Origin of the sequence: Gluconobacter albidus (assembly GCF_002005485.1) — a bacterium.
In the GTDB taxonomy this organism is placed as follows: domain Bacteria; phylum Pseudomonadota; class Alphaproteobacteria; order Acetobacterales; family Acetobacteraceae; genus Gluconobacter; species Gluconobacter albidus.
In genome coordinates, this window is sequence record NZ_CP014689.1 from 1,292,932 (window position 1) to 1,307,481 (window position 14,550).

The following is a 14,550-nucleotide window of genomic DNA, read 5'->3' on the forward strand; positions in this document are numbered from 1 at the left end:
GGCGCAGCTTGACAGACTGTCTGTCAGGCAGCAGCGATGTTGGAAATTCCAGTTTCAAGCTGTTCAAGAATATGAGCGCGAAGCTCCTGAAGACGCGGATTTTCGCGATGCCGCGGCTCCGGCCAGTTCACATGGATATCAGCCAGAATACGGGCTGGTCTCGGGCTGAAGACAATGACGCGCGATGCCAGAAGCAGTGCTTCCTCCACATCGTGAGTGACCATCAGGGCCGTAAAGCCCTGCCTCTTCCACAGCCGGAACAGCTCGGTCTGCATGGCAAGGCGGGTCAGGCTGTCAAGTTTGCCGAGAGGTTCGTCAAGAATGAGCAGACGGGGGCTGTTGATGAGGGCACGGGCCAGCGCAACGCGCTGTGCCATGCCGCCGGACAACTGGTGGGGCCAGGCTTTCGCGAAGTCTTCAAGGCCCACAAGACGGATGGCTGCGGCAACAGCTTCGGGATTTCTTTCTCCACGGATATCCAGTCCAAGAGAGATGTTGCCACGGACTGTCCGCCAGGGATAAAGCGTCGGGTCCTGAAACATGATGATGCGGCTGGGATCCGGTTCGGTAACCAGGACGTCCTCTGCCAGCACCTCGCCTGTGTCGGGTGTTTCAAGCCCTGCGACCAGACGCAGGAGCGTGGATTTCCCACAACCCGAAGGACCAATCAGGGCGACGAACTCGCCGGGCGCAATATCAAGGCTGACATCGTCCAGAACAGGGCGAGCTCCTGAAGGCATGTCATAGCTATGGCTGATATGGGACAGGGTCAGGCCGAGGGGCGAAACGGGATGAGGTGAGATTACCATTTGAGACCGTTCTTCTGCCATTTGAGGAAATGATCGCGCAGTTTGAAGAGGAGCGTCATCAGGGTCGTGCACATCACAGACATAACGAGAAGCGCGGCATACATGTTGGGATAAGCCGCCCAGCCCTGGGCCCATTGCATGTAAAAGCCTAGGCCTGACTTGACACCCAGCATCTCTGCCACAACCAGCATGGCGAAAGACGAGCCCAGCCCCATGAAAAGCCCGACGAAGATCTGCGGCGTGGCGGCGGGGAGGGCGATGCGCAGGACAAGAAAACGATTGCTGGCGCCCATCGTTCTGGCAACGTCATAATAGGCCGGATCCACAGCCGAAACGCCGGACCAGGTCAGAACAGCGGCGGGAAAGCCAGCAGCGAGCGCCATGAGGACTTCACCAGCCAGACGGGTGGAAGGAAAGATCACGAATGTCAGGGGAAGAAGAGCGACGGGCGGCAAAGGCCCGATCAGTCGCATGAGCGGACGCACCCAGTAGCGGACGTGATGCGATCTGCCCAATGCGACGCCCGTGATAATACCGAGAACAGAACCGGAAGCATACCCGATGGCAAGCAGGAGCAGGGAGTGAAAGAGGCTGTCTCCAAGACGTTTCCAGTCTGTCAGGAAAACGTCCAGCAAATCCTGCGGTGTTCCAAAAAATGGTCGAGGAAGCAGAAGGAATTTGGCCTGCACCACTTCCCATAGGCCCAATCCGAGACCCAGAGCCAGAGCCCACGGGGCAAGCCCATTCAAGCGTCTGGTAGCCGTGAGGATCAGGAGACACAGGCCTACCGCAAGAAGCAGGAGAGCGAACCGATCCGTATCCGGGAAGTCATCCCCGTCCGGCAGCTTCCATGTCAGCAGTGCAGCCAGAAGCCAGGCAGGGCCAGCCAGCCAGTTCCAGAACGGTGCGGGCACAGGGCCTGGATTTCCGGTCTTTGTACGGATGGCAGAGGTTCTAGTGGGCTCTGATATCGTCTGGCTGTTCTGCATCAGATGAAGAGATCCTGTGTGATGCGCTTTGCATAACGTTCACTGTCGAGGGAGGAGCGGAAAACGCCCACCTGTTTCAGAGCATCGGCATAACGGACGATTTCCTGCCTGAAATCCTGCGTCAGTGTCTGGTGATGATGGCCCTGCATCTTCAGCATGGCTGCAAGATCTGCGGCGTTTGCCCTGGGGGCGTAAGGCTGAAAAATAGTGGCGGCTTCTTCCGGATTGCAGGCGAGCCATGCACCGGCTTCCAGAATGGCGCGGGTTACGGCTGCAGCGACCTTGGGTTCGTTGCGGACCAGACTGCCGCGCAAGCCTATGACGCAGCAGGACAGGCTAGCCCATTCTCCTTTCATGTTGTTGTCAATGTCGATAAGGCCGAACTGGTGCCGCTGAGGGTAGGAAAACGGATCGGCATCCGAAAAGGCCTGAATATCGCCGCGCTGGAGGGCAAGTGGCAGAAGATCGGCCGGAAACTGTCGCCACTGGACGTCGGTTTCAGGATCAATTCCGGCTTCTTTGAGTCGGATACTGAAAAAATTCCGGTCGGGGCCGCCTATATCCGTGACGCCGATGGTTTTGCCCTTCAGGTCCGGCAGGGTTTTGATCCCTGTTGGGGGCGTCGTCATAAGATACATGCATCCTGCATGCAGGCCTGCGACCAGCTTGACGTCGAAACCCTGCTGGAGGGGTTTCAGCCAGCGCAGGGCCATGCCGGGGGCGCCATCGGCTTTGCCGGTGGACAGGGCTTCAAGAAGCTGATCCGTGGCACCGGCAAAATTGACGTAATCAATGTCGAGATTGTATTTTTTGAAAAACCCCTTGGCCTTTGCAACCGGCACTGCAGCAGTGCAGATCGAGGCTTCGTTCCAGGCGATTGTGAGTTTGCGGGCCGGCCCCGGAACGGGTTCGACCGTCGCCGGGCCAGCAGCCTGACACCGGGTGCTCATATCCATCGGCGTTGCGGACTGCGCAAGAACGTTCCGGAAAAGGCCCGAGACAGCAAGTCCTGCAAGAGAACCCGTCAGAACAGTGCGGCGGGACGGGAATGGAGTGATGGACATCGGAATTGATCCTGCAGGAGTGTCAGGGACGTTTGACCGGAAGGTGATGAAAGCCTCGCGAGAACCATGCCAGGCCGTGTTCAGCTTCGGAATTGGTGGTAATGGCTCTGACGCCACAGAACAGGACGTCATGTGTCCCGGCGCTGTGTATGGCTTCAATGGTACAGTCGAGCGTGACGAGAGCATCTGAGAGGAGTGGTGACCCTGTTTCTGCCGTGACCCACGGGGCGCTGGAGAACTTCTCGTCTGCACTGATCGAGCGGCTTGCAAAAGAAGAGGCAAGCCTGTCATGGGCAGGGGAGAGAATACTGATCCCCACGACACCATTCTTCAGAAAAGCCTGATGGGACCGGTTGCTGCGATTAAGACAGACCAGAACGGTTGGAGGGGTATCGCTGACGCTGCTGATGGCTGAAACAGTCAGGCCCTGTCGACCGCCGGGACCGTCAGTGGTGACGAGCACAACCGGCGCTCCCAGAAGGCTCATGGCCTCACGGAAGTCTTCCTGCCTCACAGGCTGTACGTCTTCAACGCGGGCAAGGGAGCGGGCGATCGCGTTATGCGGCATCGGAAACGCCCTTGTCCGTGAGGTCGAGCGCTTTCAGAATCGTCTCTGTTTCAGGTCGGTTCATCCAGTCCGGCGAAATCTCCACGAAGCTCACGATGCGCCCCGGCTCCAGAACAAGGATCGTCGGTTTTGGGAGTTCCCAGCTTTCGGTACCATTCAACGCTTGGCTACGTTCTCCTTTACTCAGGGCGGTATCGCGCGCCGCGTCGTCAAAAACATAGGTAATGCCCAAAATCCGCGCGAGCGTCAGTCCCGGGTCATTCAGGACGGGAAATGGAAGATCATGGCGTGTCCTTATCTCTTCCAGCACAGGGAAGGGTTGTGCAGAAACCGCGACCAGAGGAATGCCGGCAGTTTTAAGGCTGGGGGCTAGGGTTTCGGCATAGTAGGGAAGGGCGATGTTGCAGGCGGAACAGTCTGAAAATCTGAAAAAAACAAGGACTGCTGCCCCGGAGGCGGTCAGGTCATCCAAAGAAACCGCTGCTCCGCTCGCGTCCAGGAACGAGTGGTACGGCAGAACATCCCCAACCTCGACATGGGAGGTTCGGGCGTGGTCACGCGCAATGGCCTGCCTTTGTGCAATATTTCGGGATACGTCTTCGGGAGGCCATGTCTGACGTCGTTCAGCCTCAAGGCTCCTGTATCGGCTTTGCAGGGAAGGAGGTGAAAGAGTGCTCATGCTGGAAAGACCCTGATGGTAACTGGACCCGACAAGCATGGGTGATGGGGCAGCATGAAGGCCAAGGAGTTTTCCTGATGGAACAGTTTACGACCCGTCATTGATCCGAGGCGGCCTGTTCGAGAAGGTCCGCGAGATCCAGAGCTGTGTCGGGAATGCCGTTCCTCTGGACGAGGACGGTTTCGATTTCAGGGACTTCCGGAAGAAGACCCGGCGGCAGAATGGAAAGTCCTTCGGCAGCGGCAAAGCGGCGCGTCCGGCAGCTGGCGCCCAGTCCACTGCGTACGCCTGCCCGCATGGCAGGAAGATGCGGCGTTTCCAGCACGATCCGGTAATCACGGCGGGCTTTGGCAAGCGTTCGAAGGGCCGCTTCCCGGAAACGGCAGGGTGGTTCCAGAAGCACAAGGGGAATTTCCGGCTGATCCAGTGTTCCCGGATCCCCCAGCCAGGCCATCCGGTCATGGCCGACAATGCGTGAGGACGAATTGGGGCGGTCGCCGTGCTGACCAAGGCACAGAACGATATCCAGCCGGGAGCGATCAAACATTTCCAGCAGTTCCGCCGACCCGCCAACGCGGATTGTCAGGCGGCAGCGGGGATGTTCAAGCCGGAAACGGGCAAGGACATCCGGCAGCAGTGTGTCGGCAAAATCCTGCACCATCCCGATGGTGATCGGCTCAGGCTCTGAGACGTCACCCAGCTTGTGCATGATCCGGTCGTTGAGTGCGAGAAGCTGGCGTGCGTATGCCACAAGTTCCTCGCCGGCGGGGGTCAGGACCAGCTTGCGCCCGTCACGCCGGAACAGTTTCTGTTGAAGGACGTCTTCGAGCCTCTTCATCTGGAGACTCAAAGCTGACTGGGTCAGAAAAATGGTCTCTGTGGCCTGTGCCATGGACCCGGCTTCCACGATCGCGACAAAAGAACGCAGAAGCTCGGTAGGGACATTGCGAGCCATGCGTTGCGGGGGAGAAGGGCTGGACATGGCGACACTCCACGTTGGGATAAACAACTATATAAAAGTGTGTGTTTTATGTTTCTTGTTGGAAGTACTCTGCATGGAGAGTGCTATGTCGTAGATGCAATAGTCAATCGTGTTTTATTTGGAGGGTTCAGACATGCCCGTGGAATTCATTGGGTTCGTAAGCAGCCGGAATCATTCTGAAACCATTACCCCCTCAGGGCCCGTCATCGATCTCGACCATATCGAGACTGCTGCCAAAATTCATGAAAATGGCCGTTTTGATCGTGTGCTGATCGCTTTCCATTCCAATTCGCCCGAAAGTATTCTGCTGGCGCAGCACGTGGCGGCCAGTACCCGGGATCTGGGGCTGATGGTAGCGCACCGTCCCGGGTTCACGGCGCCCACGCTGGCGGCACGTCAGCTCGCAACACTTGATCAGATTTCTCGCGGGCGGGCAGCGGTGCATATCATCACGGGCGGAAGCGATGTCGAACTTGAGGCGGATGGCGATCATACAACCAAGGCTGACCGCTATGCCCGGACACGCGAATATCTGGAAATTTTGCGCAAAGAATGGGGCAGTCAGGAACCTTTTGATTATGCAGGCCGGTTTTACACCGTAAAAGGCGCCAGTTCTCTGGTGAAGCCCTATCAGGGGGAGGCGATCCCGGTCTATTTTGGCGGCTCGTCAGAGGAAGCCATTGCGGTGGCGGGTGAGCAGGCAGACATCTATGCTCTGTGGGGTGAAACCTACGAACAGGTTCGTGAAACCATCGCCCGCGTCCGGGCCTCAGCGGAAAAAGCCGGACGCGCTCCGCCACGTTTTTCGCTCTCCCTGCGCCCGATTCTGGCGGAAACGGAAGAGGCGGCCTGGGCAAAGGCGGATGCGATTCTTGAACAGGCCCGGCAACTTCAGGACAAGACGGGATATACCCGCTCATCCGTTATCCCGAATGAGGGATCACGGCGGCTTCTGGCTGCGGCGAAGCAGGGCTCGCGGCTGGACAAACGGTTGTGGACAGGCATCGCCGAACTGACGGGGGCCAAGGGGAATTCAACCTCTCTTGTCGGAACGCCGGATCAGGTGGCCGAAGCACTTCTGGACTATTATCGCCTGGGAATTTCGACGTTCCTGATCCGTGGGTTTGATCCGCTGGCCGATGCCTATGCCTATGGACGGGACCTGCTCCCGCGTGTTCGCGCGTTGGTGGCGAAAGAAGACCAGCGCGTCGGCCAAAAGGCTGCGTGAGGCATTGGGCAGACATTCTCCTGACAGGTCCGTCAAAAAACGCCCCATCATCATCCGGAACATCGAGAATTTTTTCACGGCCGGCCGCTGGACTCCCTTCTGGCTGCTGGCCACGGATACTGACTTCTAGGAAGATCGTCATGAGTGCCACGCTACAGAAAATCTCCTCCCTGCAGGAGGTCCGCGCACGGAGCCATCGCCTTCAGCCCAGACAACCAGCCGCGACTTTTGAAGAAGAGCGGCTGCACCGCAAGCAGCGTCTGGCTGCAACGTTCCGGCTGTTCGGTCGATATGGTTTTGACCAGGGGCTGGCGGGCCATGTAACGGCCCGGGATCCTGAATTTCCAGACCGGTACTGGATAAACCCGCTGGCAGTGCATTTTTCCCAGATCCGCGTCTCCGATCTTCAACTGGTGGATCATGAAGGCAACATCCTGATTGGCGAACGTCCGATCAACACGGCCGGCTTCACCATTCATTCCGCCCTGCACCGGGCGCGGCCGGATGTCATCGCGGCAGCCCATACACATTCGACCTATGGAAAGGCCTTTTCAGCGCTCGGAACGGAGCTTCTGCCGATCACGCAGGATTCCTGCGCCTTTTACGAAGACCACGCCGTTTTCGATCCGTTCAGCGGTGTTGTGCTGGATGACAATGAAGGCGACCGTCTTGCCACAACACTCGGCAGCCGGAAGGCTCTGATCCTGCAGAACCACGGCCTGCTGACGGCAGGGCCAACGGTGGAGGCTGTGGCCTGGTGGTTCCTGGCCATGGACAACGCAGCCCACACGCAGCTTCTGGCGCAGGCCGCAGGCCCCCTGAAGCCGATCGCACCGGAAATTGCCCGTCTGACAGCCAGTCAGGTCGGAACGGCGCAGGGAGCCTATTATTCTTTCCAGCCCCTCTGGGACTGGATCGTCGCCCTTGAGCCTGAATTTCTGGACTGAGGGGCCCCATTCATGACGAGCATTGAACCCCTGCGCGAATTCGTAACCCTTTTTACGGGGCTGTTTGACGAACGCTCCACTCCTGTGGAAATCCAGAAGACAGGAGCCAAACTGCTGAAAACGCTTGTGTCGCGTGATGACTGGCTGCCCGAGCCGTATACGCGGCCCCATCCGGAACGCTACAGCCAGTATCTGCTTCATTGTGATCCTTTGGAGCGTTTTTCCGTCGTCAGTTTCGTCTGGGGGTCCGGGCAGAAAACGCCCCTGCATGATCATCGTGTCTGGGGGCTGATCGGCATGCTTCGGGGCAGGGAAAGCGAGACGCAGTTTACCCGGCGCGAAGATGGAACCTTCGCAAAAGGGGAGACCGGCTATCTCGAACCGGGTGAGGTCTCGTTTCTGCTGCCGGGCGTGAACGACTATCACCTCGTCGCCAACGCTCTGGCGGATCGGACCTCCATCTCCATTCACGTCTATGGCGCCAATATCGGCGGTGTTTCGCGCGCTGTCTATGAAGAGGGCACTGGCGTCGAGAAGACCTTCATTTCCGGATATTCGAGTGAGGATGTTCCAAATCTCTGGGACCGCTCCAGGAGCAAAGCTGCATGAACAGCATCACCCGTCTTCAGCCTTTGACGACTTCCGAAGCCGTCCGGGCGAAACTGAGAAGCGGCGCGGAAATCGCCCTGCTGGATGTGCGGGAGGAAGCTTTGTTTGCCTCGGCTCATCCCTTGTTTGCGGTTAATCTTCCTCTGGGACGGATTGAAGAACGGATTGCAGGACTTGTGCCGCGCAGAGACGTTCCTGTGGTCGTCTATGACAATGGGGAAGGGCGGACAGTGCAGGCGGTCCGTCTGCTCCGCGTCCTGGGTTACACGGATGTTTCCGCACTGGAGGATGGGCTGGAAGGCTGGCGTCGTTCAGGCGGAGAAATCTTCATTGACGTCAATGTGCCGTCCAAGGCTTTTGGCGAACTGGTCGAACATGTCCGCCATACGCCGTCGCTTCCGGCCAGGGAGCTTCATGACAGGATTGGACGGGGAGATGATCTGGTCATTCTCGATGCCCGTCGGTTCATTGAATACAATGTGATGTCCATTCCCGGAGGGCGTTCGGTCCCCGGGGGGGAGCTCGCTCTTCGCATCAGGGATATCGCGCCATCTCCCGAAACAACGGTGGTGGTGAATTGTGCGGGGCGCACCCGTTCCATCATCGGCGCCCAGTCCCTGATCAACGCTGGAATTCCCAACCCCGTCTATGCCCTGCGTAATGGAACCATCGGCTGGACGCTCGAAGGTCTGTCGCTGGCACATGGGGCGGACAGGACGGGGCCGGATATCTCAGAACCCAATCTTGAAGCTGCCCGAAACCGTGCGGAACATCTCGCCGGGAAAACGGGAGTTCGTTATGTCGATAAACCCGGCCTTGAAGCCCTGCTGTCAGATCCCCACAGAACGGTCTATCGGCTGGATGTGCGTTCTCCCGAAGAATACGCCAAGAGGCATCTGGCTGGTTTCAGGTGTGCTCCGGGAGGGCAGCTTGTTCAGGCTACGGATGAATGGATCGGGGTGCGTCATGGGACTATTGTCCTGACGGATGACGATGGTGTCCGTGCCCGCATGACGGCTCACTGGCTCAGACAGCTCGGCTGGAATGAGGTGTATGTTCTCATCTCATGGGCTAGCCTGCCGTCAGAAACAGGCTCGGAAGCGCCACATCCTGCGCGGCCTTTACCGAAGGTGGAAACCATTTCCGCCGAAGAACTGGGGCGTCTGATTGCAGATGCACAGGCCCTCATTCTGGATCTGGCGAGCAGTTCGGTTTTCCGGAAAAATCATATCGCCGGGGCCCGTTTCGTGATTCGGCCGGATCTGGTGTCTTCGCCAGTTATTCAGAAAGCAAAAGATATCATTCTGGTGTCTCCCGATGACATCGCCGCACATCTTGCTACGCCGGATCTGACCGAAACAGGAGCGCGGGTGCGGGTTCTGAAAGGCGGTACAGACGCCTGGAAGGCGGCGGGATACCCGATTGAAACAGGGCTTGATGAAGCGACGGCTCTCTCTGTTCCAAATGACGTCTACAAGCGTCCTTATGAGGGAACGGATAACGCAGCGGAGGCCATGCAGGCCTATCTGGACTGGGAGTTCGGACTGGTTGCCCAGCTCGAGAAAGACGGAACGCACGGCTTCAGGGTTCTGGAGCACACCTGAATTCTTCCTCAGCCGCGCAGAATGTTGCGACCCGGCCATTTTTTGCGAAGTGGTCGGGCCTTTCTGTTTCAGACCCCCAGGGTTTTCCGTCCGGCAGCAAGGAAAGCACTGTCGGCCTGCGGGGTATGTACTCTTCCACACTGAACGTCCCTGTAGTGACGTTCCAGCGGGTTATTCTGGCTGAGACCGGGATTGCCGATGGCCGCGACGGCTTTACCGACAGCCGCAATGGCATTTTCCGTGATGACCTGCTTGGCCAGTCCAGCGGCTGCTTCGCTTTCTTCTCCCAGCTCCGTCAGGCGGATTGCATGTTCGATCAAGGCGGTATTGGACAGAAGGAGCGCATCAATTTCTCCAAGAAGAATCTGAAAGCGTGGCAGGTTTGCGAGGGGCGCGCCGAGATTCGCGGGAACACGCTGGTGAAGGAATGTCACCAGCCAGTCCCGTGCGGCCTGCGCGATACCATCATACAGGGCAGCCACAACGACGGCGTGCCAGCTTACGATTGCAAGCGGATTGTTTCCAGAAGTCGCAGGCGTGGTCAACAGGCCCAGATAGCGCTCAGGAACCTCAACATCATCGAAAATGATCGTGTGACTCCCTGTGGCGCGCATGCCGAGCTGATGCCAGCTTTTCTCTATCCGCACGCCCCGCAGATCCAGCGGAACCAGAACGGGGCCTACCCGCGGCTCGGTTTCATCTGTTCTGGCCCAGACAATGCCCCAGTGCAGCGCGGTTGAGCCCGTTGAAAAGCTTTTGCGGCCGTTTAGGCGCCATGTATTTCCCTGCCGACGGACTGTGGTCGCTGGCAGGCCGCCACGGGCGGGCGTTCCGAGATCCGGCTCGACCCGAAGGGCATTAATGAGTGCGCCTTCCTGTTGAATGCTCTCGAAGACTTCCTGCTTCACCGTATCCGACCACAGGCATGAGTGTGCGAATGAGCCTGACTGGAGATACTGCATGGCCAGGATGAGGGCTGTAGACGGATCACCCTGCGCCAGCCGACTGACGATCTGCACGATGGTCTGAAGGGAGATATTCTGTCCACCCGCGGATTTTGGAAGAGCAAGAGACAGTAAGCCTGCATCCTGAAGATCACGCAGGTTTTCTGTCGAGATGTTGCCGCTCCGATCATATTGTGAGGCACGCTTTGCAAAAAGTTTTGCCAGATTTTCGAGAACGTCATCCAAAGATGAAGAGCCGGCTGCTTCTGAAAAAGGAATGTCACCCATGGCGGATCTCCGCTCTTCCAATTTTACCTGTCTGTCAGGAACAGAAACCGTCTTGGTCGAATGTTTTTTTTGAGATCCGGGCCAGCGGAAATGACAGGAACATACGCATCGTGCCGCTCCATTAAGGCAGAGACAATCAAATCCCGTCAAACAGAAGCATTGAGAATACTCACCTGACATTCGGACCCGGAAGCTGGAAAACGGTTTTCTCAACATACCGCCTGTGGGAGTTAACCCGATGTCAGACACCATCACCCTGACAGGAACACACAAGACGGGAGACTCCCGAAAAAAGAAGCTCACTCTGGAAAAGCTCGTTTTTGTACGGCGTTATGCGTCTCCGCTTCTGCTTGTCTGTTTTTGGCAACTTGCCTGCTCGTCAGGAATGATTTCAACGCGGCTGGTGGCGTCACCCGCGCAGATTGCCGTGACGGGCTGGTCGCTTCTGCGCGACGGGACGTTACCCTACAATCTGGGTGTCTCGCTTCTAAGGGCGGTGAGCGGTCTGGGCATTGCCATCAGCACAGGTGTCGTACTCGCTCTCATTTCCGGTTTGTCCCGCCTGGGAGAAGACATTGTCGATGCGCCGCTGCAGATCCTGCGGACACTGCCGGCGCTCGCTTTGGTGCCTCTGTTCATTCTCTGGTTTGGAATTGGTGAGACCCCGAAGGTCCTGCTTGTGGCTCTTGGAGCGACATTCCCGATCTACCTGAACCTTCACAAAGGCATCCGGACCATCGACCCCAAACTGCTGGAAATGGCCTCAACGCTGGGCCTGACGCGCTGGCAGACCATCAAAGATGTATTTCTCCCCGGCGCCCTGCCGGACTTCCTGACAGGTTTGCGCTACGCGGTTGGCGTTTCGTGGCTGATGCTCGTCGTAGCCGAACAGGTCAACGCGGAAAGCGGCATCGGTCACATGATGATGGATGCTGAGGATTTCCTTCGTACAGATATCATCCTCGTCGGTCTGCTGGTTTACGGCATGCTGGGCCTGCTGTCCGACCAGATCGTCCGCTTTCTCGAAGCTGCACTACTTGCATGGCGCCCGGACAGAAGGAAAGGGCAGCAGGCATGATGAAGAGGGCAGAGGAGGAAATCGGACGCGGCACTGCTGTTATCGTTGAGCAACTGACAAAGCGGTTCAATGGCGGGGCTCCCGTACTGGATAGACTGGATCTGGCCATCGCACCGGGAGAGTTCGTAGCCTTGCTGGGACATAGTGGGTCGGGAAAATCCACGCTTTTGAGAACGCTTGCGGGCCTTGATCCGGTGACGGAAGGATCCGTGAAACGGCCTCGGGATGTCTCGGTTGTTTTTCAGGAACATCGTCTTCTGCCATGGAAGCGTGTGTGGAAAAACGTTGTTCTGGGGCAGGAGGGCAAAGACATCCGGCAGAGGGCGGAAACCGTTCTGGATGAAGTCGGCCTTTCACACCGCAAAACCGCATGGCCCCTCACGCTCTCCGGGGGAGAGGCGCAGCGTGCGGCACTTGCACGGGCGCTGGTGCGGGAACCAGCCTTTCTGATGCTGGATGAGCCATTTGCAGCGCTGGATGCGCTGACGCGTCTGAAAATGCAGCAGCTGGTGGCGGATCTGTGGGAAAAACATCGTTGTGCAGTTTTGCTCGTCACTCACGACGTCGACGAAGCGCTCCTTCTGGCGGACCGGGCAGTCGTGCTGGAACGTGGCCGGATCCGTGTGGATGTTTCTATTCCGCTACCGCGCCCGAGACGGCATGCCGATCCCGCATTCGAAGCCCTCCGGACACTGCTTCTCGATGCCCTTGGGGTTCACGCTTCCTGAAATCCGGCACAGCGTTAGGTCAGCGTAAACCCATCATCCCCGATGGGGGGCGAGGAAAATAACTGCGGCGCCTGCCAGACACAGAGTCAGTCCGAAAATGTCCCAGCGGTCAGGACGTACGCCCTCCACGCCCCACATCCAGAGCACCGCAAAGAGAATGTATATCCCTCCGTATACAGAATAGGCGCGCCCTGCTTCCGCGCTTTCAACGCGCGTGAGCAGAAAAGCGAATATGACCAGAGAAATGAGACCGGGAATCAGCCAATAAGGTGATTTAGACATCCTGAAGCATGCCCAGAAGGCGTAACACCCGGCGATCTCTGCTACCGCTGCACAAACGTAGAAAATGAATGATTCCATGGGCAGCATCCTAAAAGGCAAATTCGCGTATGTCAGGCCTGTAAAAGCTGCTCGCAGAACGCCTGGCAACCATCCGCCACGACGAGACTTTATGTCCTTAGCAACACAGGGACATTATTCATGCCTATCCATGGGTTATCACGCTTTGAAGGTAAAAAAGTCCTCGTTACGGGTGCCGCTTCGGGAATTGGCCGCGCAACGGCGCTCCGGTTCCTCGGAGAGGGCGCGCATGTCGTGCTTGTTGACCGGGACAGGGTAAAACTTGATGACGTCATGAAGACGCTGGACCCGAAATACGCAGTAGCATCACTGACAGATATTTCTGTTCCGGAGCAGGTTGAGGCGCTCTGCACATTCGTCAAAAAGCACTTCCATCAGCTTGATGTTCTGGTGAATAATGCTGGTGTAACGGCTATGGGCACCGTTCTGGACTGTGATCTGGAAACCTGGGGCACTGTCTGCGCGACGACCCTGACTGGCACCCTGAACGTCAGCCGCACCTTTCTTCCCCTGTTGATCACGACCAAAGGCAATATCGTCAACACTGCCTCCGTTTCCGGCATGCGCGGGGACTGGAACACGGCATATTACGATGTTGCCAAAGGAGGGGTCGTAAATCTCACCCGTGTCATGGCCATGGACCACGGCAAAGATGGTGTGCGTGTCAATGCGATCTGCCCCTCCGTCACACGTACGGCCATGACGGCAGAGGCAGTGAAGGACGAAGCCTTCGTGAAAAGCGTTGAAGACCGGGTCCCGTTACAGCGTCTGGGGGAGGCGGAAGACATGGCCGCCGCGATCACATTTCTGGCCAGCGGTGATGCCGCCTATATTACAGGCCTCATCATGCCGGTAGACGGGGGCGTAACGGCTTCTAACGGTCAACCTCCGTTCCCGATGTCTTGAGCTTGTAACGGTAAGGTGCAATCTAGGTCGCGTTACCAAAAGACCGCGGTTTGTGTTGGGTAAGATCTGTTTCGCTAATTGCCATGGTGAGGCAGCGTAATGGAGCAGGTATGGCACGAGGTAATCTGACGGATCAGGAATGGGCGATAACGGGCAGCATATGATCAACAGCACCGTAGTCCGTGCCTATTCACAGTATCCGGGTGCAGAAGGGAAGCTCATTCGGAGGCTTCTGGTCGACCATGCAGCAGCTTTACGAGCAAAATCCACGCTCGATGCGACAGTCAGGGACGCACTCCCGGCTTTGTCCTTACCGCAGGGCGGCTCTCGAATAACAAAGCTACGGACGCCCTGATAGAAGCTGTCTGTCCCGAACCACAAAGCCATGCTGGCCGATCGGGACAATGACAGCGACAGCTGCCGCCAGGACCTGCTGATCCACGGGACCCTGCCGGTTATTCCCTCACGAAAAGGCCGTGGCGCTCCCAGCAAGCAGACTGGAAACGCCATCGGGACTGCAGCCGCATCGCGACCCACGACGACAAGACCACGTTCTCCTCATGAGGCTCCTCAACCTCGCCGCCGCAAAGCTCTGGGTTAGGTCCTTTGTCAACGTGACCTAAGCTGATGGATAAAAGTTACTCGAAAGTGTTTTTTTAATTTGAGAGGAGGGAAGATTGAGTTCTTCACTAAAAACTGCGCCTCGTTCATCAATTGCACGCCGTCGCGCTAAGATTGAGATTGCCGGATGCATTGGCACAAGCGTT

15 protein-coding genes are annotated in these 14,550 nt (G+C 57.6%); 7 read left to right on the forward strand and 8 right to left on the reverse strand.

The genetic code is table 11. From position 1 onward, the window contains the following. Positions 1–23 precede the first annotated feature (23 nt). From A0U94_RS05735 to A0U94_RS05760, 6 genes are all read right to left on the reverse strand, one after another. Positions 24–809 (reverse strand): ABC transporter ATP-binding protein, encoded by a 786-nt coding sequence (locus tag A0U94_RS05735; protein ID WP_077802749.1) that lies wholly within the window; start codon positions 807–809, stop codon positions 24–26. Then, entirely contained in the window at positions 803–1,723 is a 921-nt protein-coding gene (locus tag A0U94_RS05740) for an ABC transporter permease (protein WP_244178090.1), read from the reverse strand. The genes A0U94_RS05735 and A0U94_RS05740 overlap by 7 nt, the downstream gene beginning before the upstream one ends. A gap of 74 nt (positions 1,724–1,797) precedes the next feature. Further along, positions 1,798–2,862 carry an ABC transporter substrate-binding protein gene (locus A0U94_RS05745; RefSeq protein ID WP_077802751.1) on the reverse strand — a complete coding sequence of 355 codons (1,065 nt, stop codon included), beginning with the start codon at positions 2,860–2,862 and terminating at the stop codon, positions 1,798–1,800. 22 nt (positions 2,863–2,884) lie between these two features. Continuing rightward, positions 2,885–3,430, reverse strand: coding sequence for a flavin reductase (locus A0U94_RS05750; RefSeq protein WP_077802752.1), 546 nt, complete (start codon positions 3,428–3,430; stop codon positions 2,885–2,887). Beyond that, positions 3,420–4,148, reverse strand: coding sequence for a peroxiredoxin-like family protein (locus A0U94_RS05755; protein ID WP_338030058.1), 729 nt, complete (start codon positions 4,146–4,148; stop codon positions 3,420–3,422). The genes A0U94_RS05750 and A0U94_RS05755 overlap by 11 nt, the downstream gene beginning before the upstream one ends. Before the next feature lie 58 nt (positions 4,149–4,206). Then, positions 4,207–5,091, reverse strand: coding sequence for a LysR substrate-binding domain-containing protein (locus tag A0U94_RS05760; RefSeq protein WP_077802753.1), 885 nt, complete (start codon positions 5,089–5,091; stop codon positions 4,207–4,209). Between the two features lie 133 nt (positions 5,092–5,224). On the opposite strand from A0U94_RS05760, the gene A0U94_RS05765 reads away from it, so the two are divergent. The 4 genes from A0U94_RS05765 (at position 5,225) to A0U94_RS05780 (ending at position 9,479) form a co-directional block, all read left to right on the forward strand. Beyond that, positions 5,225–6,319 (forward strand): LLM class flavin-dependent oxidoreductase, encoded by a 1,095-nt coding sequence (locus A0U94_RS05765; RefSeq protein ID WP_077802754.1) that lies wholly within the window; start codon positions 5,225–5,227, stop codon positions 6,317–6,319. Positions 6,320–6,459: 140 nt separating this feature from the next. Next, positions 6,460–7,266 (forward strand): class II aldolase/adducin family protein, encoded by an 807-nt coding sequence (locus A0U94_RS05770; protein WP_077802755.1) that lies wholly within the window; start codon positions 6,460–6,462, stop codon positions 7,264–7,266. A 12-nt stretch (positions 7,267–7,278) separates the two neighbouring features. Further along, a complete protein-coding gene (locus tag A0U94_RS05775; RefSeq protein ID WP_077802756.1) occupies positions 7,279–7,875 on the forward strand; it encodes a cysteine dioxygenase family protein in 597 nt (198 codons plus the stop codon). Continuing rightward, positions 7,872–9,479 (forward strand): rhodanese-like domain-containing protein, encoded by a 1,608-nt coding sequence (locus A0U94_RS05780; RefSeq protein WP_077802757.1) that lies wholly within the window; start codon positions 7,872–7,874, stop codon positions 9,477–9,479. The genes A0U94_RS05775 and A0U94_RS05780 overlap by 4 nt, the downstream gene beginning before the upstream one ends. 68 nt (positions 9,480–9,547) lie before the next feature. Here the strand turns inward: A0U94_RS05780 and A0U94_RS05785 are convergent, their stop codons facing one another. Further along, on the reverse strand, positions 9,548–10,711 hold the full coding sequence (locus tag A0U94_RS05785) for an acyl-CoA dehydrogenase family protein (protein WP_077802758.1): 1,164 nt from the start codon (positions 10,709–10,711) through the stop codon (positions 9,548–9,550). Between the two features lie 238 nt (positions 10,712–10,949). Between A0U94_RS05785 and A0U94_RS05790 the strand changes: the two genes are divergently transcribed. Both A0U94_RS05790 and A0U94_RS05795 read left to right on the forward strand, forming a co-directional pair. Beyond that, a complete protein-coding gene (locus tag A0U94_RS05790; RefSeq protein ID WP_077802759.1) occupies positions 10,950–11,789 on the forward strand; it encodes an ABC transporter permease in 840 nt (279 codons plus the stop codon). Next, positions 11,789–12,517 carry an ABC transporter ATP-binding protein gene (locus tag A0U94_RS05795; RefSeq protein ID WP_077803872.1) on the forward strand — a complete coding sequence of 243 codons (729 nt, stop codon included), beginning with the start codon at positions 11,789–11,791 and terminating at the stop codon, positions 12,515–12,517. Before A0U94_RS05790 ends, A0U94_RS05795 begins: the two co-directional genes overlap by 1 nt. Positions 12,518–12,550: 33 nt before the next feature. Here the strand turns inward: A0U94_RS05795 and A0U94_RS05800 are convergent, their stop codons facing one another. Continuing rightward, positions 12,551–12,877 carry a YnfA family protein gene (locus tag A0U94_RS05800; RefSeq protein WP_077802760.1) on the reverse strand — a complete coding sequence of 109 codons (327 nt, stop codon included), beginning with the start codon at positions 12,875–12,877 and terminating at the stop codon, positions 12,551–12,553. Between the two features lie 120 nt (positions 12,878–12,997). Here A0U94_RS05800 and A0U94_RS05805 point away from each other — a divergent pair, with 120 nt between their 5' ends. Further along, entirely contained in the window at positions 12,998–13,783 is a 786-nt protein-coding gene (locus A0U94_RS05805) for a meso-2,3-butanediol dehydrogenase (RefSeq protein WP_077802761.1), read from the forward strand. Positions 13,784–14,550: the final 767 nt, after the last annotated feature.